The organism is Stenotrophomonas sp., assembly GCF_050737575.1.
Taxonomy (GTDB): domain Bacteria; phylum Pseudomonadota; class Gammaproteobacteria; order Xanthomonadales; family Xanthomonadaceae; genus Stenotrophomonas.
The window spans coordinates 302,041-326,929 of record NZ_JBOHXW010000005.1 but is presented as its reverse complement, the minus strand read 5'-3'; the positions used below and the strand labels follow the sequence as shown (position 1 = coordinate 326,929).

Below are 24,889 nucleotides of genomic sequence, written 5' to 3'. Positions count from 1 at the left end.
TGATGTACAACCGGCGGCAGACCAAGAACGCGCACGCGGAGTCCGAGCAGTTCCGTCGCCGTGCGGCGCTGGGTTTCCTGGGCGTGGTGCTGACGCTGGGATTGCTGGGCGGTTGGTACTTCAAGCTGCAGGTGCTGGACCACGACATCTACGCCACGCGTTCGGAAGCCAACCGCATCAAGGCGCGGCCGGTGGTGCCGGGGCGTGGCCTGATCTACGACCGCAACGGCCGGCTGCTGGCCGAGAACGTGCCGGCGTTCCGTCTGGATGTCACGCCGGACAAGGTCGAGGACATGGCTGCCACGCTGGCCGGCCTGCAGCAGATCTTCTCGCTGAGCGAAGAGGACATCGAGCGTTTCAAGCAATCGCGCAAGGCACGCCGCAGCTTCATGCCGGTGACCTTGAAGTTGCGTGTCAGCGACGACGAGATGGCGCGTTTCGCGGTGGACCGTTGGCGCTACCCGGGTGTGGAGCTGGAGCCTTACCTCACCCGCCGCTATCCCTATGGCGATCTGCTGGCGCATGTCATCGGTTACGTCGGCCGGGTCGATGACAAGGATCTGGAAGAACTGGGCGAGGGCAATGCCGCGCTCACGCATATCGGCAAATCCGGCTTGGAGCGTTTTTACGAGCAACAGCTGCGCGGCAAGATCGGCTACGAACAGGTCGAGACCAATGTGCAGGGGCGGGCGATCCGCACCATCGGCCGGGTGCCGGCGCAATCGGGCACCGACCTGCGGCTGTCCATCGACGCCGACCTGCAGCGCGTGATGGTGGCGGCCTTCGGCGAGCAGGAAGGCTCGGCGGTGGCGATCGACCCGCGTACCGGTGAAATCCTGGCGATGGTCAGCCTGCCGTCGTATGACCCGAATCTGTTCGTCAACGGCATCTCGCATGCCGATTTCAGAGCCCTCAACGACAACCCGTCGCGGCCGCAGTTCAACCGGCTCGTGCTCGGTGGCGTGGCGCCGGGCTCGACGGTGAAGCCGTTCCTGGGCCTGGCCGGGCTGGACAGCGGCCTGCGTCGCCCGGAAGACAAGATCCTCTCGCGCGGCATGTTCTATCTGCCCGGCGTCAGCCGTGGCTGGGGCGATGCCAACCGTGGCGGTCACGGCTGGACCGACCTGCGCAAATCCATTTCGCAATCGGTGAACACCTACTACTACCAGCTCGGTATCGACATGGGCATCGAGCGGTACGACGAATACATGGGCGGACGCTATGGGTTCGGCCATGCGACCGGCATCGATCTGGCCGGCGAAATCGAAGGCATCCTGCCGTCACCCGCAGCCAAGATGAAGGCGCGCAAAGAGCGCTGGTATCCCGGCGACACGGTCAACGCCAGCATCGGCCAGGGCTTGTGGAAAGTAACGCCGCTGCAGTTGGTGCGCGGCGTTGGCGGGCTGGCCTCCGGGCAGCTGCGTCGCCCGCATCTGGTCACCGAACAGCGCGCGGGTTTCGATCACGACTGGATCCCGACGGTGCAGCCGGCCGGCCGGCCGATCAGCCCCAATCCGGCCAATCTGCAGGCCGTACGCGAAGGCATGATGGGCACCATGCAGCCCGGCGGCAGTGGCTGGCGCGTGGCGTCCGGCGCGCAATACCGCATGGCCGGCAAGACCGGCACTGCGCAGGTCATCAGCCGCAAAGGCACGGCCGCGTTGAACCCCAAAAGCCTGCCGATGCACCTGCGCCACCGCGCGCTGTTTGTCGGCTTCGCACCGGCCGAAGAGCCAGCCATCGCCATCGCCATTGCAGTGGAAGGCGGCGGCTACGGTGGCTCGGCGGCAGCGCCCATCGCCCGCAAAGTGTTTGATGCCTGGCTGCTGGGCGTGATGCCCGAAGGCCTGCAGCCGCTGGATGCCGAACGCGGCACCGTGGTGGTGGGCGTGGCGACATTTGATACCGAAGATCCCAATGCGCGTGCGCGCGCCGAACAGGCAGCGCTGGCGCTGGGCGATTTGCCGGTGATGGTCGGCGCACCGCCGCCCGCGCCGGAGCCGGGTGTGCCGTCGCAGCCCGTGGTTGCGCCAGCGGTGTCGCAAACCGCACCGCGCCCGGCCGCACCGGTAAGCACGCCGCTGGAGGCGCAGCGATGAGGGACTTTCTGCGCTGGGCGCTGGAGATGGCGCAGCGGCTCACCCGCGGCCTGGACTGGCCATTGTTGATCGCACTGTGTGCGTTGATGGTCATTGGCCTTTCGGTGCTGGACAGCGCCGGCGGCAGTGGCTTGGTGATGGCCCAGGGCGTGCGTTTTGCGGTTGGTCTGGTGGCGATGTGGGCGATCTCGCGCATGTCGATCCTGCGCATCCGCGCATGGACGCCGATGATCTACGCCGTCTCGATGCTGCCGCTGCTGGCGGTGTTCGTGCTGGGCACCGGCAAGTACGGCCGGCAATGGTTGAATCTGGGCTTTTTCTATCTGCAGCCGGCCGAGCTGCTCAAGGTCAGCCTGCCGATGATGGTGGCCTGGTACCTCAATCGCATGCCGTTGCCGCCGCGCATTCCGGTGGTGCTGGTGGCAGGCGTGATCATCGGCATCCCGACGGCCTTGGTGATGTTGCAGCCGGACTTCGGCACCGGCGTGCTGATCGCGGCCAGCGGCGCGTTCGTGCTGCTGCTGGCCGGCCTGCCGTGGTGGTGGGTCGGCGTGGGCGTGGCCGGCGTTGCCGCTGCTGCGCCGGTGGCCTGGTTCTGGCTGCTGATGCCGTATCAGAAAGACCGCATCATGATGTTCCTCGACCCGGAGAGCGATGCGCTCGGCGCGGGCTGGAACATCATCCAGTCCAAGATCGCCATTGGCTCGGGCGGGCTCACCGGCAAGGGCTGGGGGCTGGGCTCACAGTCGCACTTGAACTTCATTCCCGAGCAGACCACCGACTTCGCGTTCTCCGTGCTCAGCGAGGAGTACGGCTGGATCGGCGTGGCAATCGTGCTGGCCTTGTATCTGTTCGTGATCGGCCGCTGCCTGTGGATCGCGGTGGAGTCGCGCGATGGGTATTCGCGGCTGTTGGCCGGCGCCACCGGGTTGGCGTTCTTCGTCTACATCCTGGTCAACGGCGGCATGATCTCCGGCCTGTTGCCGGTGGTGGGCGTGCCGATGCCGCTGATCAGCTACGGCGGCACCTCGGCAGTGTCGTTGCTGGCCGGTTTCGGCCTGGTCATGGCCGTGCGTGCGCACCGGCCCGTCCACGGCGGCTGACCGCGTGCGCAAGGGTTGATCCAGATCAAACACTTGCGTTGACAAATTCTTCACAATTGCGCCCGTCACCTGCTGCGATTGCGCTGTGACAGCTAGATTGGCCTTTGGCGGGTTGGCGTGGGGAGATGCCACCCGGTTCCCCCAAGGGTCAATCAGGACGCCGGTCATCTCTGTGGGATGGGGAGATGGCCGGCGTTCTTTTTTTGGACGGCCGCCGTACCGATAGTGTCGAGCCACGCTCGGTAGCGGCGTCACCGTTAACGCCCAGCAGGGCAGAACTTCACCTCTGCATTCCCACGGTGCGTAACAAACGCTTGCGCGTATTCATCCGCGCGGCTCCCGCGAATGACGCTATGTCATCCATACGCCACTCCGCATTTGCGCTTCAATCTTGTTGTGATTCATGGCCTTATTGATGGAAATTCATCTTTGACCTGCTAATCTCGGCCGATGATTCGACGCGCACTTATTTGCTGTATCACCTTCGGCCTGGTTGCCTGTGCGACCCAGCCGCATGCCCCCGTCACCCCGTCTTCGACCGCGAGTACGCCGGTAAAACCGGCGACGGGCCCGGCCGAAGCGGTTCCGGAAAAAAAGCAGGATCTGCCCCCGGTTGACCTGACCCCGGTGCCGTTTGAAACCGCACGCGCCAATTTTGTGCGCGACACTGCGGCGCGCTACGGCATCGATCCCGCTTACATCGAAGCCACCCTGGCGCAGGCGCAGATCCGCGAGCCGATCATCGCGGCGATGTCGCGCCCGGCCGAGCGGGTCAAACCGTGGAATGAATATCGGCCGATGTTCATCACCCAGGCCCGCATCGACGGCGGCAAGAAGTTCTTCGCCGAGCACCGCGACGAGTTGCTGCGCGTGCAGGAGCGCACCGGCGTTCCGGCCGAAGTGATCGTGTCGATCATCGGCGTGGAAACCAGCTACGGCAAAAATGCCGGCAACCACCGCGTGATCGACGCGCTGTACACGCTGGCCTTCAAATACCCGCGTACCGGCGACCCGGCCAAGCTGGAACGCGAAGTGCGCCGCGAGCTGTTCTTCCGCGACGAGCTGGCCAAGTTGTTCGAGCTGGCCAAGCTGGAACAGCTGGACATCAACACGCTCAAGGGCAGCTATGCCGGCGCGATGGGCATGGGCCAGTTCATGCCGTCCAGCTATCTGGATTTCGCCGTGGACGGCAATGGCGATGGCCGCCGTGATCTGTTCAACAGCTACGACGACGTGTTCTCGTCCATCGCCAATTACTTCGTCAAGAAGGGCGGCTGGGTGCGCGGTGGCACCGTCGCCGTACCGGCCACGCTGGCGGCCGGCCGTGAAGAATTCAACCCGGTGGATTGGACCCCCAACCACACGATGGCCGACCTGGCCGCACGCGGCTACCAGCCGCTGGTGCCGGTGCGCGCTGCAGGCGCCACGGCCACGCCGATCACATTGGAAGGCAGTGACGGCAAGCAGTATTGGCTGGGCTTCCAGAACTACTACGCGATCACCCGTTACAACATCTCCAAGATGTACGCGATGGCCGTCTTCCAGTTGTCCCAGGCCATCGCCGGCAAGGAACTTCCCCCGGCATGAACATCAAGTGGCTGGTCCCTGCGTTGATCGTGCTCGGGCTGGCCGCCTGCAGCAGTGCTCCGAAGAAGCCGGGTAAAACCGCTGCCGGAACCCATGGCACCCAGCCGGGTGCACTGGTGCACGGCCGCGGCAATGCCCGCAGTGGTTGCCCGGAAGGTTCGCCTTACGCGCGGGCGCAGGAAGACTTGAGTACACGCGGCAATTACACCGCTGGCGGGTTGTATCGGCCCGGCGTAAAGGACACCACACCGGACTACGTACCCAACGTCGGCTGCATCCCCGAGCCAGTGGTGACCAACGAAGCGCGTTCGCCGGTCGGCAATAAATCGCCGTATGTGGTGTTGGGCAAGCAATACCGGGTGATGGACCGCGTGGACGGTTACGTCGAGCAGGGCACCGCGTCGTACTACGGCCAGAAATTCCACGGCCGGCTCACCTCCAACCGGGAGGTGTACGACATGTACACCTTCAGCGCCGCGCACAAGACATTGCCGCTGCCGAGTTTTGCGCGGGTGACCAACCTGGACAACGGTGAATCGGTAGTGGTGCGCGTCAACGACCGCGGCCCGTTTCACGACGGCCGGGTGATCGACCTCAGCTACGCCGCCGCCGTGCGTTTGGGCATCACCCAGCGCGGCACTGGCCGGGTGGAAGTGCGTGCACTGACACCGGGCAGTGACAACCAACTGGCTTCCGGTGACAGCCGCCGCGAGCGTCGCGAACGCGCCGCCGCAGTGGCTGCCGTGCCGGCAACGCCGCGTCCTGTTGCTGCCGCCAGGCCCAGTCATATGGATCAATTGGTGGAGAAGCTGCCGGCCGCACCGGTGGCCGCTCACGCCAGCAACGGCGCACGTCCCGCCACCACGCTGGCAGCAGGCAATGCGCCTGACGCGGTGACGGTGCAGGCCTTGGCGCCAGCCGCACCCAGCGTCGCTGCCAGTCCTGCACAGGACCCAGCAACGCGCGCGCTGGGCGCCATTTTGTTGCAGGTCGCCAGCTTCTCCAGTCGCGACAATGCCGCTCGCGCGCTGGGGCAGTTGTCCTCGGCCGGCATTGCCGGCGCCACCCTCAGTGACATCGTCAGCGGCGGCCGCACCTTGTGGCGGCTGCGCGTACCGGCAAGCGATCAAACCACGGCAGCGGAACTTGCCGGGCGCATCGCGGGTCTGGGCTTTGGCAGCCCACAGATCGTCCGCGACTGAACGCAGTCACTCCGGGCTCCCGCTGGATAGGCGCTGGAGTCCTACAATGACCGCCCCTTTTTTCTTCCTCGTCCATCAGGAACCGCTTTCCGATGAAATTCTGTTTTGCCGCCGCCTTGGCCACGACGTTCGCCATTGGCCTGGCATCTGCCCAGACGCCGACCCCCACGCCCGTTCCTGCTCCGGCTGCCGCCGCTGCACCGGCCCAGGTGGCAACACCGCCGGCACCGGCGCCGACCACATCCACCGCATGGGTGTTGATGGATTACGCCACCGGCCAGGTGCTGGCAGGCGAGAACATCCACACACCGCTGCCGCCGGCCAGCATCACCAAGGTGATGACGTCCTACGTGCTTGCGGCTGAAATGAAGACCGGCAAGATCAAGCCGGACGACCAGGTGATGATGAGCGAGCGCGCCTGGCGCGAAGGCGGCGCAGGCACCGACGGCAGCTACAGCGGCTTCCCGGTCAACCAGACGGCACGTCTGGAAGACATGGAAAAAGGCATGGCGATCCAGTCCGGCAACGACGCGGCAATCGCGCTGGCCGAACACGCTGCCGGCAGCCAGGAAGCCTTTGCGGCGCTGATGAACAGCTACGCCGCGAAGATCGGCATGAAGGACTCGCACTTCGTCAACGCGCACGGTCTCAACGCCGAAGGCCACCAGTCCAGCGCCTATGACCTGGCGCTGCTGGGCCGCGCGTTCGTACGCGATTACCCGGAAACCTACGCGTACAACAAGATCAAGGAATTCACGGTCGGCAAGATCACCCAGCCCAACCGCAACCTGCTGTTGTGGCGCGACGCGAGCGTGGACGGCATCAAGACCGGTCACACCTCGGCCGCCGGTTATTGCCTGCTGAGCTCGGCCCAGCGCGGTGATCAGCGTTTGATTGCCGTGCTGATGGGCGGCGCTTCGGAGAAGCAGCGCGCCAACGACAGCCTGGCGCTGTTGAACTGGGGCTTCCGTTTCTTCGAGACCCACCGTTTGTATGAGCCGGGCAAGGCCGTGACCACGCAGAAAGTGTGGAAGGGCGCCGCGGATGTGGTGCAGTTGGGCGTTGCCGAGCCGATGCTGGTCAGCGTGCCGCGCGGCCGCTACAGCGAACTGAAGCCGAGCATGGATGTGCCCAAGCAGTTGGTGGCGCCGATTGCCGCCGGTCAGCAGATTGGTACGGTCAAGGTATCGCTGGACGGCAAGGTCGTTGCCGAGGCGCCGCTGGTCGCGGTGCAGGCGGTTGAAGAAGGTGGTTTCTTCAAGCGTCTGTGGGATGCCTTCATGATGTGGTGGAAGTCCGAATAAGGGCTTTCACCGGCTGAAAAGCCGAGCGGCGTTGCCGCGTTTCGTTGACCGGAGTTCGGGTTGATGGGATGCAGCGACGCCGCTTTTGTTTTTGGGGTTGTTGTCTGTTGCAGTTGGAGTGGCTGTTGTTGCTGTTGTTGTTGCTGTTGCTGTTGCTGTTGTAGTTGTCTTTTGAGGTGGCTCTTGAAGCTGTCCCCTCTCCCGCCTGCGGGAGAGGGGTAGGGGTGAGGGCGCTTCTGAAGTCGCTGTTGTCTTGGCTCGTGTTCATGCACTGGCTTCGTCGTTGTGGAAGAGGCAAAAGCAAAGCAGCAACAGCCAGGCAAAAGCTGCCCTCACCCTAGCCCTCTCCCGCAGGCGGGAGAGGGGACAAAGTCAAAGTCAAAGTCAAAGTCAAAGTCAAAGTCAAAAGCAAAGTCAAAAGCAAAGTCAAAAGCAAAAGCAAAAGCAAAAGAGCAAAAGCCGAAGCCGAAGCAAACGCAAAAGCCAAAACCAAAACCAAAACCAAAACCCAAAACCCAAAACCAAAACCCGCGATCAAAGCGTCCGGCTGATGGTGAAACTCCCAAACACCGGCGTTTCCTTCTGCCCATCAAACTCACGCGTGCGGTGATACCGGGCAAGCGCAAACTTCCACTTGCCACGCATCACTGCCACGCCGTAACCGATGTCGCCTACGAACGGACGCTTGTCCACGCGGTGGCTGTTGCGGAACGTATTGCCGTCCAGGGTGATGTCGCGCACGACCCAGCGTGCATCGCTGGTGAGGAAGAAATGGCTGGACCAACCCTGTGCGCGACCGTAACGCGTAGGTGCGGTGTTCTCACCGGCCGGGCGCATGGGAGAGCTGCCGAAATCGTCCGGCAGTTTCCAGCCGAAACGTACTTCGCCACCTGCATTCGCATAGGTGGCCAGGTTGCCGATGGCGCCGCCCCAGTGGCTGATTGCATCCCAACCCCAGCCTTCGGTATTGCCATCTGCGGGCCAGCGCTGCATGCGCTCGTGCAGCAGCTTGAACACCGGCTCGTCATGCAGCTGGTTCTTCCAGCCCATGAATTTCTCATCGCCCAACACGCTGTGCACCGCTTCCTGCACCTGCTTGCCCTGTGCCGACGGGCCAATCATGCCCATCGCCAACTGGGTGGTGCGCAGTTCATTGCCGCTGCGGGCGTTGTAGCCAAAGTTGACCATCAGCGCGGCTGCGTACGGGCGGTCGTCTTCGATCAGGTCGGCGCGGGTGTTGTCGGTGGGCGTGTACAGCGCCTGGCCGAAGCTGAAAATCATGTTCTGCTGCTCGAACTCGCCCGGATGCAGGCGTTCGAGATGACGGTTCATCCAGCGTGCCAATCGGGGCAGGCAGGGGTCGTTGGTGAAGTCCTGCAGGTTGGGCGAGACCAAGGTGAAAATCGCGCCGTTGGTATAGCCCTGGTCTTGCTGGGAGCCGCCAAGCAGATCGTTGTCGACGCGGAAGTTGATGGCCGGGGGATGATCGCGCAATGCGCTCTGCGCGCACTGGTCGGCTGCCATCGCCGAGGCGCTCATCAAGCCGCCGGCGAGCAGCGCTGCCAGTGGCAGCACGGTGCTGCGTTTCATGCTTCCACTCCCTGCCCATATTTCAGATGTGCAGCTTAACGGGCGGGGTTTGGGCGGCGCAGCGTCACGGGGCAGACACATCGTTGTGACGGTGTCGGTGACATGCCTGCGCAAGCGTGCGCTGCGTGTCGTGGCAGGTACTGGCCGGGCCAAGCCAAGGGGACGTCGTGAGTTCGCCTGTTAAGGTTTGTGGAATGGCAACCAGCCCACAGATCGTGCGTGGCATGCGATAGGCACAGGGCACTTTGGGAGAAATCCGTACCTCTTATGATGGAAACGCCCTATTACGTGCGGTAGCATCCGGGCGGACCGGCCCGCGCTAGCCTGATCGGTAATACCAAGGACCAGGATCTTGCCGCAAGGTCTCTAAACCAATGGAACGCACCTCAGCTGGTGCAGGTAACGGGGATTTCTTAGTTATGCGTAATGTATTTTCGCCGCTCGTCGCAGCGGCTTTGACCGTGGGTATCGGTGCAGTGCTGCTCAGCCAGCCGGCCGAAGCCGCGTTCAAGAATCGCGGCACTCAGGCGCAGGAACAGCGCAAGGAAGCGGCGGCTCAGATTCCGACGTGCCAGCGTCCGATCGGCACGTTGTCGGTGATCGAGCCGGAAGACTCCACGCATTGGTGGACCGGCCAGCAGTTGCCGGCGCCGTCGCGCCTGATCAAGGCCTTCGTCAACCGTTCGCGTTGCTTCACCCTCGTTGACCGTGGCGCCGGCATGGCGGCGGGCCAGTTCGAGCGTGAGCTGGCCGCCAGCGGCGACCTGCGTGGTCGTTCCAACGTCGGCAAGGGCCAGATCAAGGCGGCCGATTACGTGATGATTCCCGACCTGATCTCGCAGAACAGCAACGCTGGCGGCAATGCGCTGGGCGGCCTGCTGGGCGGGCTGATCGGTGGTCGCGCCGGTGCGGTGGTGGGTGGTTTGAACTTCACCAGCAAGACCGCCGACGTGGTGCTGACCGTGACCGACGTGCGTTCGTCCGAGCAGGTGGCCATCTCCGAAGGCTCGGCGCGCAAGAGCGACATGGGCTTCGGCGCCAGCGGCGGCCTGTTTGGCGGCAGCGGCTTGGGCGCAGCGGGCGTTGGCGGCTATGCCAACACCGAAATCGGCCAGGTGATCACCATGGCGTACCTGCAGGCTTACACCGACATCATTGCCCAGTTGGGCGGTTTGCCGGACAACGCTTCCGCCGCCAACGCGCAGCAGGCCGTGACCGTGACCCGCGCTGGCCGTCTGCTGGCCAATGCGCGCGGTACCGGCGCTGCGGTGCGCACCCTGGACCCGGGCATGATGCTGTACCCGACCGGCACTAAGGAAGGCGTGATGTGGGAAGTCGAGGATGAGCTGGGCAACCGTGGCTGGGTGTCGTCCACCCTGCTGCAGCTGTCCAAGTAAACCCCGGTTTACGCCACGGAAGGGCCGCGCAAGCGGCCCTTCTTGTTTAGAGCAGTGTCAGGTTCCGGCAGGGAATGCCGCTGATGCCGTCTCAGGCTCGGTGTTGGCTGCCAGATGCGGGAAGTTCCTGGGCAAGTCCTCCCGGAGCCGGGCTCGGTGGGGGGCGAATCCCCGTTCATGGAAGGCTGTGGGCCGGTCATGGCCTTGGGTTTGCCTGCTTTCGGCCCGATAATGTCGGGCATGGAAATCAAGTCCGACAACCCCGAACACGGCTTTCAGTTCCCCGGCACCTTTGAGTTGAGCGCCATGGGCGCGGCCAACATCGGGCTGGAGCGGGAGCTGCCGCAACTGCTGCAGAACGCCGGCATTGAAGTGCTGGAAGAGCGCATCAGCTGGAAGCATTCCTCCAACGAGAAGTACGTGTCCGTGCGTATCGCCATCAAGGCTGAGAACCGCGAGCAGTACGACGCCGCGCACGAAGCCCTGCGCAATCATCCGGAAGTGAAGTGGACGCTGTAAGCAGCTGCGCAGTGACCCCCGTGTCGTCAGCTGCGCCGCGTTCGGCGGTGCTGCGCGATCTGGGGCGGCAGGCGTATGAGCCGGTCTGGCATGCGATGCAGCGCTTTACCGATGGCCGCGATGACAGCCACGCCGATGAGTTGTGGATGGTCGAGCACGATCCGGTGTTCACCCTGGGCCAGGCGGGCAAGCCCGAACACGTACTGGCAGCCGGTGATATCCCGGTGCTGCACGTGGATCGCGGCGGTCAGGTGACCTATCACGGCCCCGGCCAGATCGTGGTGTATCCGTTGCTGGATCTGCGCCGGCTCGGCATTGGCGTGCGTGATTACGTGTGCCGCATCGAGCAGGCCATCATCGACACGCTGGACGAATGGAACATCGGCGCCGAGCGCCTGGATGGCGCGCCCGGTGTGTATGTGGGGGGCGCCAAGATCGCCGCCCTCGGCATCCGCGTGCGCCGTGGCTGCAGCTTCCACGGCTTGGCCCTGAACGCCGCGCTGGATCTGGAACCATTCCACCGCATCAACCCCTGCGGCTACGCCGGGATGCAGGTGACCTCGGTGCTAGACTTGGGCGGCCCCTCGGGCGTCGAGGCGATCAAGCCGGTGCTGTTGTCCCACCTGGCGCAGCAGTTCGGCCTTGAACTGCATGCAACCCCCGAATTGCCCGACCTGACTATGCGGCTCTGAGGCCGCCGATAACGCCATGACTGAAACCACCTCGCGCTCCATTCCCCTGCAGATCGTGCAGGCCGACGCTCCGTCCGCGCCGCTGCAGACCGGTGTCAAACAGATTGGCGGTGACAAGATCGGCCGCTCGCCGGTGCAGTTCGCCGAGGCACCGGTGTTGCGCAAGCCATCGTGGATCCGCGTGCGCATTCCTTCGGGCAATGCCGTGGCCAACCTCAAGGCCAAGCTGCGCGAGAACCGGCTGGTGACGGTGTGTGAGGAAGCCAGCTGCCCGAACATCCACGAATGCTTCGGTCACGGCACCGCAACCTTCATGATCCTGGGCGAGGTCTGCACCCGTCGCTGCTCGTTCTGCGATGTGGCCCACGGCCGTCCCAAGCCGCCGGATGCCAACGAGCCGGCCAGCCTCGGTCAGACCGTCGCCGACATGGGCCTGAAGTACGTGGTGGTGACCAGCGTCGATCGCGATGACCTGCGCGACGGCGGTGCCCAGCACTTCGTCGATTGCATCAGCGCCATCCGCGAGAAGTCGCCGGGCACCCGCATCGAAGTGCTGACCCCGGACTTCCGTGGCAAGGGCCGCATGGAGCGCGCGCTGGAAATCCTGGCGCAGAACCCGCCGGACGTGTTCAACCACAACATCGAAACCGTGCCGGACCTGTACCGCAATGTGCGTCCGGGCGCCGATTACCAGTGGTCGCTGACCCTGCTGAAGAACTTCAAGGCACAGCACCCGAACGTGCCGACCAAGTCCGGCATCATGCTCGGCCTGGGCGAGACGCTGGAGCAGGTGCAGGCCACGATGCGCGACCTGCGTGCGCATGACGTGGAAATGATCACCATCGGCCAGTACCTGCAGCCCACCGCACACCATCACCCGGTGCTGCGTTACTGGACGCCGGAGGAATACAAGGCGTTCGAGGACTACGGCTACGAACTGGGCTTCACCCACGTCGCCTCCGGCCCGATGGTGCGCTCGTCCTACCACGCCGACCAGCAGGCCGCGGGTGCCGGCGTCGCCGTCTGAGCACGCCCAAGCGCTGCCGCATCCACCGGCTGCCGCCTGCACGCATGTGCGGGCGGTCAGGGGCCGGTCATGTCGATTCACATTCTGCTACATCGCAGCGGCTAGTCTGCTGATGGACCGCGTGACAAGGGCTGAAACTTTCGGCACTGTCAGGCGGTCTGAGCAGTCTGCAATCTCCCCCTATCGTCCGGTGCCACGAGTACTTTGATGAACTACCGAGTTCCCGCTTTTCTGCTGGCATTGGCGCTGACCGTACCCGCTGCATTGTCGGCTCGTGCCGACACCAGCGTGCCGGCGTCGGCCCCCACGCTCGACCAGACCACCACTTCGCGCTTGGTATACGGGCTGCTTTCGGACAGCCGTTACGCCTATCGCCCACGTCCATTGGATGCGGCGACCTCACAGGACGTGTTCAAGCGTTACCTGGAGTCGTTGGACAGCGGCAAGCAGTTCTTCACCAAGGAAGACGTGGATCGTTTCGCGCCCTTGGCTGCACAGACCGGTGACGCCATCCGCACCGGCCAGCTCGACCCGGCGTTCCAGGTGTTTGCGGTGTACCGCGAGCGCGTGGGCGAGCGCGTGGCGTACGCCCGCCGCCTGCTCAAGCAGGAGCCGGACTTCACCCTGGATGAGCGCTTCAACTACGACCGCAAAGACGTGCCGTGGGCGACCAGCACCGAGCTCGATGACCTGTGGCGCAAGTCGGTCAAGAACGACTGGCTGCGGTTGAAGCTGGCTGGCAAGCCGGCATCGGACATCCGCAAGACGCTGGACAAGCGCTACGAGACGATGGGTAAAACCATCAGCGAACTGAAGAACGAGGATGTGTTCTCGTTCTACATGAACGCCTATACCAGCGCGGTTGATCCGCACACGGATTACTTCACCCCGCGCACGGCCGAGAACTTCAACCAGGCCATGTCGCTGTCGCTGGAAGGCATTGGTGCCCAGCTGCAGCGCCAGGACGACGTCGTGGTGATCCGCGAAGTGGTGCCGGGTGGCCCGGTGGCGATGGACGGCACGCTGAAGGCTGGCGACCGCATTGTCGGTGTCGGTCAGGGCCGTTCTGGCCCGGTCGAAGATGTCATCGGCTGGCGCATCGACGATGTGGTGTCCAAGATCCGTGGCGCCAAGGACACGCAGGTGCGGTTGGAGTACATCCCGGCCGCTGATGGCGTGGATGGCAAGCACCGCATGCTGACCCTGACCCGGCAGAAGATTCGACTGTCCGAACAGGCTGCCAAGGGCGAGACCATGACCATCCCGGGCGCGCCCGGCGAGGCTGAGCGTCGCGTCGGCATCGTCAAGCTGCCGACCTTCTATCAGGATTTCGAGGGCCGTCGCCGCAATGCGGCGGACTACGCGTCGGCCACCCGCGACGTGGCCAAGCTGTTGGCCGGCTTCAAGGCCGACAAGGTCGATGGCGTGGTGCTGGATCTGCGCAACAACGGCGGTGGTTCGCTGGATGAAGCCATCGAACTGACCGGTCTGTTCATTGAACAGGGCCCGGTGGTGCAGGTGCGTGAGTCCGGTGGCCGCGTCACCGTCAACAGCGACCGCAACCCGGCCGTGGCCTGGGACGGCCCGCTGGCCGTGCTGATCAACCGTGGCTCGGCCTCGGCATCGGAAATTTTTGCCGGCGCCATCCAGGATTACGGCCGTGGCCTGATCATTGGTGAAACCACCTTCGGCAAGGGCACCGTGCAGAACGTGGTGCCGCTGGACCGTTGGCCGGCCAGTGAGAAGGAGCGCTTTGGCCAGGTGAAGCTGACCATCGCCCAGTTCTTCCGCGTCAGTGGCTCCAGCACCCAGCACAAGGGCGTGGTGCCGGACCTGGCCTTCCCGGCCAGCGTGGACGCAAGCGAGTTCGGCGAGAGCACCTACGACAACGCATTGCCGTGGACCCGCATCGCTGAAGTGCCGCACACCCGTTACGGCAACTTCGCGCCGATCCTGCCGCGCCTGGAATCGCGTCATGCCGAACGCATCCAGAGCGACCGCGAATTCAAGTGGTGGGAAGAAGACGTGCAGCAGTTCCGCACCGAAGCCGCCAAGAAGTACGTTTCGCTCAATGAGGCCGAGCGCCGCACCGAGCGTGACAAGCAGGAAGCGCAGCGCAAGCAGCGTCAGCAGATCCGCAAGGACCTGGGCCTGCCGTTGGACCCGCTGGCCGACGACAGCAGTGACGACGGCCTGACCGGCAACGAGCGTGACATCGTCAAGGATGCCGCCCGCGAAAAGGCTGCGGAGAAGCGTCCGGACCCGCTGTTGAAGGAGTCCGCTTCGATCCTGGCCGATGCCTTGAACCTGTTGGAAAAGGACCTGCCGCTGTCGGCGCAGGTGCTGCCGCAGTCCACCGGCCCGGGCCGCTGGGCCGACTGAATCAGGCTTGCTGAGTCTGGCCCCAACGCCAGGCCGATGTGAATGACGCCGTCAACGTCCGTGTACGTTGGCGGCGTTATGCTTTGGGTCTTCGGAAAACGTGGAGGGCCTATGCGCACGCATCCACTGCATGTCGCAATCCTGTTGGTGCCGTTGGTGTTGGCCGGCTGTGCCAGCAAGCCGATCAACAGCACCGTGCTGCGTGAATCCTTCAACTCCGGCGATACCTACGCGCGCAACCTTGAGGTCGCGCCCGCGCAGGCCTGCGAGGCCGCGCGCCGGGTATTGCTGGGGCAGGGCTACGCCATCGCCCGCGCCGATGCGGCCAGCGTCGAAGGCAATAAAAATTTTCAACCGAAGGACGAGGTACACGAGCAGCTGGTGCTGCGGGTGTCGTGCGCGGCGCGTGGCGATGGCAAGGCGCAGGTGTTCGTCAGTGCGGTGCAGGACCGCTATGCCCTGAAGAAGTCGCCGACTTCGGCCAGCGTCGGCGTCGGTGCCTTGGGTTCGGTATCGCTGCCGTTTGGCAGCAACGATGATTCGTTGGTGCGGGTGGCCAGCAGCACCGTGCAGGACGCGGTGTTCTATCGCAATTTCTTCGAGCGCCTGCAGCAGTACGTGGATGAAATATCGCCTGCACCGGCAAGCGGGGCGCCGATCCAGTGAGTCGTCACGCGCGTGCTGCACGTCGAATCGCAGGCCGCGCGCTGTTGGCAATTGCTGTGTGTGGAATAGGCGCGCCAGCCGCATCGGCAGGCAATGCGTGTGGCATGCGTCTGCTGCTGCAGCTTGGTTGGCAAGTGAGCGAAACGCCGGAGGCGCAGGCGAGGATCGAAGGTGGTACGCCGTGCCGGCGCGCTTCTCTGGCCGATGCACATGCACAGGGCGATCTGCAGTTGCAGGTGCCGCGTGGTTTCGATGCGACACAACGCGAGCAGCTGGCGGTCGAGGTGTTGCAGCAGCCATCGAGCCTGTGTGCGTATCTGTTCAAACTGGGCGATGCGACGCGCACGGCAACCGCGCGGCTGCAGGAGAACAACGGCTACCGCTTCAGTGCCGTGCAGATGGGCTGGATTGGTTTCGGTCTGGGCGGCGCCAAGGCACAGGGCTGGCAGCGCTTCCGTAGTTTTGGTCGCGGCTACGCGCCGGTGGGCAGCAACGCGCAGGCGGTGGAGACGTTCTATAGCGGGCGGGTGCGCTCGGAGTGCGGCGTGGGGCGGCAGATCGCGCAGTTGGCCACGCAGCGTGAGCTGTATGGCGATGCGTTGTTCGACCGCGAGTTCAGTGCCGGTGAGTTGTCGATTGGCACCTTCCTTACGTTGCACAACACGCAGAGCATTCTGCTCGGTAGCAGCGCAGGCGAATTTTTCGCCGATGGCAAGGCGGTGCGAACCTCAGCGATGGGACGGCAGGCGTTCATGGGCGCGCCGGGTTTCATCGCGCATGTGTTCGACAAGAAGTACCTGGATGACATCCACAACCAGGCCGAGAATTTTGTCATCACCGATCTTAGTGATGCCGCCGCACAGGCGCTGGCCGAGCACGGCGGCTTTGCCCACTACGATGCGGTGAACCGGCAGATATGGGAGCTGTCGCAACAGATGCCGGGCAGCGCTTGGCGCCGCTTTGAACGCCTGCTGCATGAGCGCGATCCGATGTTGCGCGCAGCCGTTCCGCCGGAACAGCAACCGCTGCTGGCACGCATCGACGCGCTGCTGGCCGACCCGGTGTATCGCGAGTTGATGCTCTATGTGCACCCCAAAGGCGTACAGCCGCTGGGGTATCACATCGCGCGACTGCTTGACCGCAATCCGCGCACACCTTTCAGCATCGACCTGGCGTTGCATAACCTGCACACCACGCTGTATCGGCGTTGGCTGGACGCGCAACTGCGCGCCTGCAGCCACGCACTCACCTACACCACCAACGGAGATGGAACATGGAACTGGGCATGATCGGGCTGGGGCGCATGGGCGCCAACATGGCGCAGCGGTTGCAGCGCGGCGGTATCACCGTCACTGGCTTTGATCCGGGCGAGCAGGCGCGTGCGCTGGTGCAGGGCAAGGGCGTGGCAACGGTGGCGTCGTTGCAGGCATTGGTGCAGACGTTGCCGGCACCGCGCGTGGTGTGGCTGATGGTGCCGTCCAAGGTGGTAGATGCCACGTTGGATAGCTTGTTGCCGTTGCTGTCGCCGCAGGATGTGGTGATCGATGGCGGCAATTCCTGGTACCGCGATTCGCTGCAGCGGGCCGCACGTTGCGCCGAGCATCAGGTGGGCTTTGTCGACTGCGGCACCAGCGGCGGTGTGTGGGGATTGCAGGAAGGCTATTGCCTGATGATCGGCGGTGAGCAGGACGTGGTGGCGCGGCTGTCACCGCTGTTCAAGGCCTTGGCACCGGCGCCCGATCGCGGCTGGGCACACGTCGGGCCGGTGGGCGCGGGCCACTTCTCCAAGATGGTCCACAACGGTATCGAGTACGGAATGATGCAGGCCTATGCCGAAGGCTTCGCGCTGATGGACAAGAAGGCCGACTTCAACCTGGATCTGGCACAGGTGGCCGAAGTCTGGCGGCACGGCAGCGTGGTGCGCTCGTGGTTGCTGGACCTCAGTGCCGACGCGCTCAAGGGCAACCCGGGTTTGGCCGGTATCGCGCCGTATGTGGAGGATTCGGGTGAAGGGCGCTGGACGGTCAGCGAGGCGATTGAGCTGGATGTGCCGGCGCCGGTGATCACGCTGTCGTTGCTGGAACGGCTGCGCTCGCGCGAGGACAACTCGTTCACCGATCGCATGCTTGCCGCCATGCGTAACGAGTTTGGTGGCCATGCGATCAAACCGGCGGGCGGTAAACCGGGCTGAAGCCGACGCCCGGCCGGGATACGGTCACAGATGGCATCACGGGGCGTTCACACCTTCCGGATTTCATGCAATCCTGTGGCGACAGGCCAGCAGAAGTGTCGTTCCGGCGGCAACCTTGCTGACCGTCTGTTACTACCGTCGATGACATGCCGGCCCGTAATTGCTGCGGGCTTGCCCGTGCAAAGGGGAAGGGATGGCGCCGCGATTGACCGACGAAGACTGGGGCCGCTGGCGTCTGATCGGCCTGGCGCTGGCTGCCCTGCTCATCATCATCGTGCCGGCGCTGACCCTGCAGCGGCTGTCCCATGAAAGCGTCAACGCGGCCAACTGGCTGGCGCATACCCAGGCCGTCAGTGCGCGCCTGTACAACCTGCATGCCGGCATCCGCGATACCGAATCGGCGGCGCTGACCCTGTCGCTGGGCGTGCAGTCGCCGGCGTTGCAGCAGCGGTTGATGCGCGGCGATGGGGTTACCCATGATCTGAACGAACTGGTGCGGCTGCTCAGCGACAGCCCCGATCAGCTGGTGCGGCTGGGCAAGATTGAATCGTTGCTCGATCACCGCATGGAATTGGCACGGAAGATCGCACGCAGCACCGATTCGCCGGAGCGCAAGGCGTTGATCGAGGAAATGACGTTCCAGTACCCGATCCGGCCGTTGGTGGGAGAACTGCAGCAACATGAAAACCAGCTGCTGGCCGAGCGCACGCTCAAGGCCAGGCGCCAGCAGCAGCTGTCCTCGGTGGTGACCTGGAGCGCGCTGGTGGTTCAGCTGTTGCTGCTGGCGCTGGTGCTGTGGTTGCTCAAACGCCAGATTGGCAGCCGTGCCGTGGCCGAGCAGCGCTTGAGTCGCGCCAGTGCCCGCGCCAACGCGGTGCTGCAGACCGTGCGTGAGCCGATCGTGTTGCTGGATGAACACTTGCACGTGGTGCTGCACAACACCGCGTTCGCAGAAATGTACGGCGCCGACGATGTGGATATCAGTCAACGCAAATTGCAGGACATCGGCGATGGCGCGTGGAAGGACGCCATCATCCGCCAGCGTCTGGCCGACGTGCTGCTGCGCGGGCGCGAGTTGTGGGATTTCGAGCACGAGCAGCAGGGTGTGGATGGCATGGCGCGGACCATGTTGATCAACGCGCGGCGCATGCATCTGCCGGACGTGGATGACGAAGTGGTGTTGATGACAGTCAGTGACATCACCTTGCAGCGTGCCGTGCAGGTGCGGGTGGAGGAACTGAACCGGCAGCTGGAAGGCAAGGTCGAGCAGATGGCCGACGTCAACCGCGAGTTGGAAGCCTTCAGCTATTCGGTGTCGCACGATCTGCGCGCGCCGCTGCGGCATGTGGCCGGTTTCTCCGACAAACTCGGCAAACATCTGGGCGAGTCTGCCGATGAAAGAACCCATCACTATCTGCAGGTAATCCGCGAATCGGCGCAGCGCATGGCCGAGTTGATCGATGACCTGTTGGTGTATTCGCGACTGGGCCGCGGCGCGATGCGGATGCAGCCGGTGGACATGCAGTCACTGGTGGCCGACACGCGCGCACTGCTGGATTCCAATCTCAAAGCCGAAGCGGGCGCCGACGCTGTCAGCCGGCATGTGGAATGGAATATCGGCCCGTTGCCGGTGCTGGTCGCCGACGAAAACATGATGCGGCAGGTGTGGTTGAACCTGCTGGGCAACGCGGTGAAGTACACCGCAGGGCGCGACAGGGCGGTGATTGAAGTGGCTGCAAAACAGCTGCCCGATGGCAGTCACCAGTTCTCGGTGCGTGACAACGGCGCCGGTTTTGACATGCAGTACGCATCCAAGTTGTTTGGTGTTTTCCAGCGCCTGCACAAGGCGTCGGAGTACGCAGGCACCGGCATCGGCCTGGCCAGCGTACGCCGTGTGGTAACCCGGCATGGCGGCCGGGTCTGGGCTGAAGCCGAAGTGGGCAAGGGGGCCACTTTCAGCTTCATCGTTCCTCCTGTTTCCGAACTCACTTACAAGGATGCAACCCTATGAGTCCCCTGCGTACGATCCTGATTGCCGAAGACAGCCCTGCCGACGCCGAGATGGCGATGGATGCGTTGCGCGAAGCCAACCTGGCCAATCCCATCGTCCATGTTGAAGACGGCGTGGAAGCATTGGATTTCCTGTTGCGGCGGGGCAGTTTTGCCAATCGTGAAGAAGGCTTGCCGGCGGTGCTGCTGCTGGATATCAAAATGCCGCGAATGGATGGATTGGAAGTGCTGCAGCGCATCCGGGCCGACGAAGAACTCAAGCGGCTGCCGGTGGTGATTCTGTCGTCCTCGCGCGAAGAGAGCGACCTGGCCTGCAGCTGGGATCTGGGCGTGAATGCCTACGTGGTCAAGCCGGTGGATATCGAGCAGTTCTTCAAGGCGGTCAAGGCGATCGGCGTGTTCTGGGCAGTCATCAATCAATCACCGGATACCGAGTAAGCCGCAATGTCAAACCGGGATACAGCGCTGGGTGCCCTGCGGATATTGTTGGTCGAGGACTCGCCCGAAGATGCCGAGCTGATCGCCGATCAGTTGTTGGAGTCTGGATTGCAGGCCAGTTTTTCGTGCGTGGACAACGAAGCGCAGATGTACGAGGCGCTGTCCGAACAGATGCCGGACATTGTGTTGTCGGACCTGAGCATGCCGGGGTTTTCCGGCTATCAGGCGCTGCGCATTCTGCGTGAGATGTACCCGCGTGTTCCCTTCATTTTCGTTTCCGGCACCATGGGTGAAGAGACGGCGGTGAAGGCACTGCAGGAAGGTGCCAACGATTACATCATCAAGCACCTGACGGCGCGGCTGCCTTCGGCGGTGGTACGTGCCATCCGCGAAGCACGCAGCGAGATCGAACGGCTGCGCGTGGAAGACGAATTGATGCGCGCGCAACGCCTGGAGAGTCTGGCGTTGTTGGCCGCCGGATTGGGCCACGACCTGCGCAATATCCTGCAGCCGTTGTTGATCGTGCCGGACCTGATCCGCGACCGCAGTGACGACCCGAAAATCATGCGGTTGGCTGATGTGATCGCCGAGTGCGGTCGACGTGGTCACGAGATGGTGGATTCGATGTTGTCGTTCGTGCGCGGCTCCAGTCAGCGCAGCGAACGCATCGTGCTGCAGCGCTTGTTTCAGGCGGTGGGCATGCTGCTCAAGAGCAGCCTGCCACGCGACGTGGAACTGCACCTGGAAGTGTCCGATGACCGGATGACGGTGGACGCCAACTACACCGAGTTGCAGCAGGTGCTGTTGAACCTGGCCCTCAATGCGATTCAGGCCATGCCCGACGGCGGCAAGCTGAGTCTGGTGGCCGAACGTTGTCGCGATGCGCAGGGCAATGAGCAGGTGCGGATACGGGTGAGCGACGAAGGCATCGGTATGAGCGAGGCCACGTTGCAGCGCTTGTTCAGCCCGTTCTTCACCACCAAGTCCGACGGCACCGGTTTGGGCCTGGTGTCGTGCCATCGCATCGTGGACAGCATCGGCGGCCGGATCGCGGTGAGCAGTGTGTTGGATAGCGGCACCACCTTCGATTTGTTGCTGCCATTGCAGGAACTGATTGCCGGCGAAGATGTACCGCCGGTGCCGAGCAGCATCCGACCCGGACGTGGCGAGCGCCTGCTGGTGGTGGACGACGAAGCCACGCGGCTGTCGCTGCTGGGCAACGCGCTCTCCAGCCAGGGCTATCGCATGCGCCTGGCCAGCGATGGCGCGGTGGCGATGCGGTTGATGCAGGACGCCGGCTTGCCGGACGTGGTGCTGGTGGACAGCGGCATCCCGCTGCTGTCTGCCGAACAGTTGCTGTTGGAGATGCAGGCCATGGGTTACCGCGGCCCGGCCATCGTGCTGGAAGACGCGCAGATGCCGGCATTTTCCGATGGCCAGGCACCCGCTGGCATCAGCGTGCATGTGCTGCCCAAGCCGCTGGAGATGCAGCGGGTGTTCCGCGCGGTGGCCGACGCCCTGGGGGCAGAGTGACGTCAAGCGCACAGGCGACTGTTTGCCTGCGCGTTTGCTGCCCTATCATGTGCGTCCCCACCACGACGCGGGGCCAATGCTGGCGCCGCAGGGCGTAGGCCGGCCCGCAGGCAACCCATTTCATGACCACCGTGCTCCTCAGCCTGGGCAGCAATCTCGAACCGCAGCGGTATCTGCAATTGGCCGTGGCCGTGTTGCGGGAGCGCTTCGGCGATATCCGGATTTCACCGGCGTACCGCACCCCCGCGGTTGGCTTCGATGGCCCGGACTTTCTCAACAACGCGGTGATGCTGGACACCGAGTTGCCACTGATCGAACTGGACACGTGGCTGCACGCGGTGGAAGACGCGCACGGCCGCGACCGTTCCGGCCCGCGTTTCAGCGACCGCACCTTGGATATTGACGTGGTCTATTACGGCGACCTGGTGGTCGAAGGCCCGAAGAACCTGCGCATTCCCCGACCGGAGTTGAAGCACGCGTTTGTGCTCAAGCCGCTGGCGGACATCGCTCCGGAATTCATGGACCCGGTGCGGAAACAGACCTTGGCGCAGATGTGGCAAGCGCATCCGCAGTACGGGCAGACGTTCGACACGGTAGCGCTTGAAGGGCAGCAGTAAGCCGTGAAGGCGGCCGCTTGGCCCCGCCCTTTCGCAAAGCGATGGGGAGGGCTGGGGAGGGCGGCTTTTCAGCGATGCCAGAACGCTGGGATGTCATCCCAGCCTACGCGGTGCCCGAATCCCGAATTCCCGCTCAGGTCAACGTCCGGCCGCCATCCAGCCGCAAGGTCTGACCGGTGATGTAACCGGCGTCATCCAGCAGCCAGCGCACCGCTGAGGCAATCTCGTGCGGGGTGCCGATACGCGCCATTGGCGTGCGTTCCATCAGCTTCTCTTTGGCCTGCTCACTCTTGCCCTGCTCGGGCCACAGGATGGCGCCGGGGGCGACCGCGTTGACCCGGACATGCGGGGCCAGCTCCAGCGCCAGTGAGCGCGTCACCATCTCCAGCGCGGCCTTGGCGGTGCTGTAGGCCGGGTGCTCGCGCAGTGGCTGGGTGGCGTGCAGGTCGGTCAGGTTGACGATGGCGCCACGCTGCTTGATCAAGTGCGGCGCCGCCGCCTGGGCCAGGAAGAACGGCGCGCGCGCGTTGACGGCCAGCAGCGCGTCCCACTGCGCCACGTCCACCTGCCCAAATGGGGTGGGGAAGAAGTTGGAGGCATTGTTGACCAGCGCATCCAACCGGCCGAAATGGCTGACCACCTGGTCCACCATGTCCGGCAGTGTGGCCGGATCACGCAGGTCCGCTTCCACGGTCAATACGCTGCCCGGCCGTTCACTTTCCAGGTCGAAAGCCAGCGACTGCATCTCATCGCAGGACAGGTGCGCGTGCAGGGCCACCCGATAACCGTGGGCATGCAGGTGCCGGGCGATGGTGGCGCCAATGCGGCGTGCACTGCCGGTGACCAGGGCCACCCGTTGGGATTCTGTCATCTGCGCTTTCCTCACTCGGCTATCCTGTGCATTGTCCTCGCAAACCGCATTCCCATGCATTCCGACCTGCCCACACCCGCCCCCGACGCGCTTGCGCACAGTGACCAACTGGCTGCGTACCTGCGCGAGGACATCCTCGCCCAAGGCGGCGCCGTGCCGTTCTCGCGCTTCATGGAACTGGCCTTGTATGCCCCGGGCTGGGGCTATTACAGCGCCGGTGCGAGCAAGTTCGGTGCTGCCGGCGACTTTGTCACCTCGCCGGAGCTGGGACCGTTGTTCGCTGCCACCACTGCCAATGTCGTGGCACCGGTGTTGCAGCAACTGGGGCCGCAGGCACGCATGCTGGAGCTGGGCGGCGGCAGCGGTGCCTTCGCCGAAGTCATGCTCAAGCGCTTGCTGGAATTGGATGCGCTGCCCGAGCGTTACGCCATCCTTGAGCCCAGCGCCGACCTGCGCGAGCGCCAACGCGAACGTCTGGAAAAGGCCTTGATCCCGCCGGTGTTTGCGTTGGTGGAATGGTTGGACCGTCCGTTCGATGGCGAGTGGGACGGACTGGTGTTCGCCAACGAAGTGATCGACGCCCTGCCGACGCCGCGCTTCCTGATCAACGAAGGCGAGGTCTACGAAGAAACCGTGGAACTGGATGGCGAAGGCCGTTTCGTGCGCGGTGCACAACCGGCAGACGCGTTGACCTCAGCGGCGGTGCGGCACATTGAACGCTATCTGGAACGGCCGTTCGCGCAGGACTACCGTTCCGAAGTGTTGCCGCAATTGCCGTACTGGATACAGGCGGTGGCCGGCGGCTTGAAGCGCGGCGCGATGTTGTTCGTGGATTACGGTTACTCGCGCGCCGAGTTCTACCAGGACGATCGCACCGACGGCACGCTGCGTGCGTTCTACCGCCACCGCGTGCACAACGATGTCTACCTGTGGCCGGGTTTGCAGGACATCACCGCCTCGGTGGATTTCACCGCGCTGGCCGAGGCGGGCACCAGTGCCGGCTTTGACTTGGCCGGTTACTGCAGCCAGACCAACTTCCTGCTCGGCAACGGCATCACCCAGTTGCTGGAACAAGCCGAGGAGCGCAGTGACGAAGTGGGGCGCATGCGGCTGCGTGGGCAACTCAAGCAACTGACCTTGCCGACCGAAATGGGCGAGCGTTTTCAGGTGATGGCCTTCAGTCGCGACGTGGATATGTCCATGTCGTTCCTGCTCGGTGATATGACCTGGCGGCTGTGAACACGCTCAAGCCGCTGCGGCGGCAGAAATTCTGGCTGCTGTTGTGGTGCGCGGCGGTGATCGCGGTGTGCCTGATTCCGCCGCCGCAACTGAACTTGCCGCAGAACAGCGACAAGGTCGAGCACTTCCTCGCCTATTTCCTGCTGGCCGGTAGCGCAGTGCAGTTGTTCGCCACACGTCGCGCGCTGTGTGTGGTCGCGTTGGGATTGCTGTTGATGGGTGTTGGCATCGAATGGATGCAGGGCGCACTCACCAGCAATCGCATGGCCGATCCGATGGACGTGTTGGCCAACAGCATCGGCGTGTTGGCGGGCATGCTGACAGCGGTCACGCCATTGAAGGATGTGCTGTTGCGGCTGCAGCCGCGAGCTTGATGTTGCAGTCGTCGGCGGGGATGTAGCACGGCGTTATCCCCGCAGTGC

At 64.0% G+C, this 24,889-nt stretch carries 22 protein-coding genes; 19 read left to right on the top strand and 3 right to left on the bottom strand.

Annotation, left to right across the window (positions count from 1 at the left end; translation table 11 throughout):
* Nucleotides 1–2 precede the first annotated feature (2 nt).
* From mrdA to ACREP4_RS11980, 5 genes are all read left to right on the top strand, one after another.
* Entirely contained in the window at nucleotides 3–2,099 is a 2,097-nt protein-coding gene (gene mrdA / locus ACREP4_RS12000; protein ID WP_431596476.1) for a penicillin-binding protein 2, read from the top strand.
* The gene (rodA, locus tag ACREP4_RS11995) at nucleotides 2,096–3,202 is read left to right on the top strand and encodes a rod shape-determining protein RodA (protein ID WP_431596410.1); all 1,107 of its coding nucleotides are present in this window, start codon (nucleotides 2,096–2,098) and stop codon (nucleotides 3,200–3,202) included. The genes mrdA and rodA overlap by 4 nt, the downstream gene beginning before the upstream one ends.
* A gap of 450 nt (nucleotides 3,203–3,652) precedes the next feature.
* Nucleotides 3,653–4,789, top strand: a complete 1,137-nt coding sequence (mltB, locus tag ACREP4_RS11990; RefSeq protein WP_431596409.1) for a lytic murein transglycosylase B — start codon at nucleotides 3,653–3,655, stop codon at nucleotides 4,787–4,789.
* Nucleotides 4,786–5,991, top strand: coding sequence for a septal ring lytic transglycosylase RlpA family protein (locus tag ACREP4_RS11985; RefSeq protein ID WP_431596408.1), 1,206 nt, complete (start codon nucleotides 4,786–4,788; stop codon nucleotides 5,989–5,991). Before mltB ends, ACREP4_RS11985 begins: the two co-directional genes overlap by 4 nt.
* A gap of 92 nt (nucleotides 5,992–6,083) precedes the next feature.
* Entirely contained in the window at nucleotides 6,084–7,295 is a 1,212-nt protein-coding gene (locus ACREP4_RS11980) for a D-alanyl-D-alanine carboxypeptidase family protein (RefSeq protein ID WP_431596407.1), read from the top strand.
* A 332-nt stretch (nucleotides 7,296–7,627) separates the two neighbouring features.
* Here ACREP4_RS11980 and ACREP4_RS11975 read toward each other — a convergent pair whose 3' ends face one another.
* Together ACREP4_RS11975 and ACREP4_RS11970 are read right to left on the bottom strand one after the other, a co-directional pair.
* Nucleotides 7,628–7,861: a hypothetical protein gene (locus ACREP4_RS11975; protein WP_431596406.1), complete on the bottom strand. Its 234-nt coding sequence runs from the start codon at nucleotides 7,859–7,861 to the stop codon at nucleotides 7,628–7,630.
* Complete coding sequence (locus ACREP4_RS11970) at nucleotides 7,830–8,885, bottom strand: lipid A deacylase LpxR family protein (RefSeq protein ID WP_431596405.1); 1,056 nt, start codon at nucleotides 8,883–8,885, stop codon at nucleotides 7,830–7,832. Before ACREP4_RS11970 ends, ACREP4_RS11975 begins: the two co-directional genes overlap by 32 nt.
* A gap of 419 nt (nucleotides 8,886–9,304) precedes the next feature.
* Between ACREP4_RS11970 and ACREP4_RS11965 the strand changes: the two genes are divergently transcribed.
* The 12 genes from ACREP4_RS11965 to folK all read left to right on the top strand — a co-directional run bounded on the left by ACREP4_RS11965 (nucleotide 9,305) and on the right by folK (nucleotide 22,357).
* Nucleotides 9,305–10,282: a CsgG/HfaB family protein gene (locus tag ACREP4_RS11965; protein ID WP_431596404.1), complete on the top strand. Its 978-nt coding sequence runs from the start codon at nucleotides 9,305–9,307 to the stop codon at nucleotides 10,280–10,282.
* 240 nt (nucleotides 10,283–10,522) lie between these two features.
* Nucleotides 10,523–10,801, top strand: coding sequence for a DUF493 family protein (locus tag ACREP4_RS11960; protein WP_431596403.1), 279 nt, complete (start codon nucleotides 10,523–10,525; stop codon nucleotides 10,799–10,801).
* Nucleotides 10,789–11,493, top strand: coding sequence for a lipoyl(octanoyl) transferase LipB (gene lipB / locus ACREP4_RS11955; RefSeq protein ID WP_431596402.1), 705 nt, complete (start codon nucleotides 10,789–10,791; stop codon nucleotides 11,491–11,493). The genes ACREP4_RS11960 and lipB overlap by 13 nt, the downstream gene beginning before the upstream one ends.
* Before the next feature lie 16 nt (nucleotides 11,494–11,509).
* The gene (lipA, locus tag ACREP4_RS11950; RefSeq protein ID WP_431596401.1) at nucleotides 11,510–12,520 is read left to right on the top strand and encodes a lipoyl synthase; all 1,011 of its coding nucleotides are present in this window, start codon (nucleotides 11,510–11,512) and stop codon (nucleotides 12,518–12,520) included.
* A gap of 207 nt (nucleotides 12,521–12,727) precedes the next feature.
* A complete protein-coding gene (locus ACREP4_RS11945; RefSeq protein WP_431596400.1) occupies nucleotides 12,728–14,902 on the top strand; it encodes a carboxy terminal-processing peptidase in 2,175 nt (724 codons plus the stop codon).
* 111 nt (nucleotides 14,903–15,013) lie between these two features.
* Nucleotides 15,014–15,568 carry a DUF2242 domain-containing protein gene (locus tag ACREP4_RS11940; protein ID WP_431596399.1) on the top strand — a complete coding sequence of 185 codons (555 nt, stop codon included), beginning with the start codon at nucleotides 15,014–15,016 and terminating at the stop codon, nucleotides 15,566–15,568.
* Nucleotides 15,565–16,857: a hypothetical protein gene (locus ACREP4_RS11935; protein ID WP_431596398.1), complete on the top strand. Its 1,293-nt coding sequence runs from the start codon at nucleotides 15,565–15,567 to the stop codon at nucleotides 16,855–16,857. The genes ACREP4_RS11940 and ACREP4_RS11935 overlap by 4 nt, the downstream gene beginning before the upstream one ends.
* Nucleotides 16,842–17,759 (top strand): phosphogluconate dehydrogenase (NAD(+)-dependent, decarboxylating), encoded by a 918-nt coding sequence (gene gnd / locus ACREP4_RS11930; protein WP_431596397.1) that lies wholly within the window; start codon nucleotides 16,842–16,844, stop codon nucleotides 17,757–17,759. The genes ACREP4_RS11935 and gnd overlap by 16 nt, the downstream gene beginning before the upstream one ends.
* 193 nt (nucleotides 17,760–17,952) lie before the next feature.
* Nucleotides 17,953–19,770 (top strand): sensor histidine kinase, encoded by a 1,818-nt coding sequence (locus ACREP4_RS11925; protein WP_431596396.1) that lies wholly within the window; start codon nucleotides 17,953–17,955, stop codon nucleotides 19,768–19,770.
* Nucleotides 19,767–20,207 (top strand): response regulator, encoded by a 441-nt coding sequence (locus ACREP4_RS11920; RefSeq protein WP_431596395.1) that lies wholly within the window; start codon nucleotides 19,767–19,769, stop codon nucleotides 20,205–20,207. The genes ACREP4_RS11925 and ACREP4_RS11920 overlap by 4 nt, the downstream gene beginning before the upstream one ends.
* Nucleotides 20,208–20,213: 6 nt before the next feature.
* Entirely contained in the window at nucleotides 20,214–21,740 is a 1,527-nt protein-coding gene (locus ACREP4_RS11915) for a response regulator (protein WP_431596394.1), read from the top strand.
* Between the two features lie 122 nt (nucleotides 21,741–21,862).
* The gene (folK, locus tag ACREP4_RS11910) at nucleotides 21,863–22,357 is read left to right on the top strand and encodes a 2-amino-4-hydroxy-6-hydroxymethyldihydropteridine diphosphokinase (protein WP_431596393.1); all 495 of its coding nucleotides are present in this window, start codon (nucleotides 21,863–21,865) and stop codon (nucleotides 22,355–22,357) included.
* Between the two features lie 133 nt (nucleotides 22,358–22,490).
* Here the strand turns inward: folK and ACREP4_RS11905 are convergent, their stop codons facing one another.
* Nucleotides 22,491–23,228, bottom strand: coding sequence for a pteridine reductase (locus ACREP4_RS11905; protein WP_431596392.1), 738 nt, complete (start codon nucleotides 23,226–23,228; stop codon nucleotides 22,491–22,493).
* Nucleotides 23,229–23,282: 54 nt separating this feature from the next.
* On the opposite strand from ACREP4_RS11905, the gene ACREP4_RS11900 reads away from it, so the two are divergent.
* Both ACREP4_RS11900 and ACREP4_RS11895 read left to right on the top strand, forming a co-directional pair.
* Nucleotides 23,283–24,467 carry a class I SAM-dependent methyltransferase gene (locus tag ACREP4_RS11900; protein WP_431596391.1) on the top strand — a complete coding sequence of 395 codons (1,185 nt, stop codon included), beginning with the start codon at nucleotides 23,283–23,285 and terminating at the stop codon, nucleotides 24,465–24,467.
* On the top strand, nucleotides 24,455–24,841 hold the full coding sequence (locus ACREP4_RS11895; protein ID WP_431596475.1) for a VanZ family protein: 387 nt from the start codon (nucleotides 24,455–24,457) through the stop codon (nucleotides 24,839–24,841). The genes ACREP4_RS11900 and ACREP4_RS11895 overlap by 13 nt, the downstream gene beginning before the upstream one ends.
* Nucleotides 24,842–24,889: the final 48 nt, after the last annotated feature.

Excerpts from the sequence above, each read along its gene's own strand:
- ACREP4_RS11940 (WP_431596399.1), top strand. The coding sequence starts at position 15,014 with ATGCGCACGCATCCACTGCATGTCGCAATCCTGTTGGTGCCGTTGGTG.
- ACREP4_RS11965 (WP_431596404.1), top strand. The coding sequence starts at position 9,305 with ATGCGTAATGTATTTTCGCCGCTCGTCGCAGCGGCTTTGACCGTGGGT.
- ACREP4_RS11960 (WP_431596403.1), top strand. The coding sequence starts at position 10,523 with ATGGAAATCAAGTCCGACAACCCCGAACACGGCTTTCAGTTCCCCGGC.
- folK (WP_431596393.1), top strand. The coding sequence starts at position 21,863 with ATGACCACCGTGCTCCTCAGCCTGGGCAGCAATCTCGAACCGCAGCGG.
- ACREP4_RS11925 (WP_431596396.1), top strand. The coding sequence starts at position 17,953 with ATGGCGCCGCGATTGACCGACGAAGACTGGGGCCGCTGGCGTCTGATC.
- mltB (WP_431596409.1), top strand. The coding sequence starts at position 3,653 with ATGATTCGACGCGCACTTATTTGCTGTATCACCTTCGGCCTGGTTGCC.
- gnd (WP_431596397.1), top strand. The coding sequence starts at position 16,842 with ATGGAACTGGGCATGATCGGGCTGGGGCGCATGGGCGCCAACATGGCG.
- ACREP4_RS11945 (WP_431596400.1), top strand. The coding sequence starts at position 12,728 with ATGAACTACCGAGTTCCCGCTTTTCTGCTGGCATTGGCGCTGACCGTA.
- rodA (WP_431596410.1), top strand. The coding sequence starts at position 2,096 with ATGAGGGACTTTCTGCGCTGGGCGCTGGAGATGGCGCAGCGGCTCACC.
- ACREP4_RS11915 (WP_431596394.1), top strand. The coding sequence starts at position 20,214 with ATGTCAAACCGGGATACAGCGCTGGGTGCCCTGCGGATATTGTTGGTC.
- mrdA (WP_431596476.1), top strand. The coding sequence starts at position 3 with ATGTACAACCGGCGGCAGACCAAGAACGCGCACGCGGAGTCCGAGCAG.
- ACREP4_RS11920 (WP_431596395.1), top strand. The coding sequence starts at position 19,767 with ATGAGTCCCCTGCGTACGATCCTGATTGCCGAAGACAGCCCTGCCGAC.
- ACREP4_RS11905 (WP_431596392.1), bottom strand. The coding sequence starts at position 23,228 with ATGACAGAATCCCAACGGGTGGCCCTGGTCACCGGCAGTGCACGCCGC.
- lipA (WP_431596401.1), top strand. The coding sequence starts at position 11,510 with ATGACTGAAACCACCTCGCGCTCCATTCCCCTGCAGATCGTGCAGGCC.
- ACREP4_RS11980 (WP_431596407.1), top strand. The coding sequence starts at position 6,084 with ATGAAATTCTGTTTTGCCGCCGCCTTGGCCACGACGTTCGCCATTGGC.
- ACREP4_RS11985 (WP_431596408.1), top strand. The coding sequence starts at position 4,786 with ATGAACATCAAGTGGCTGGTCCCTGCGTTGATCGTGCTCGGGCTGGCC.
- ACREP4_RS11900 (WP_431596391.1), top strand. The coding sequence starts at position 23,283 with ATGCATTCCGACCTGCCCACACCCGCCCCCGACGCGCTTGCGCACAGT.
- ACREP4_RS11970 (WP_431596405.1), bottom strand. The coding sequence starts at position 8,885 with ATGAAACGCAGCACCGTGCTGCCACTGGCAGCGCTGCTCGCCGGCGGC.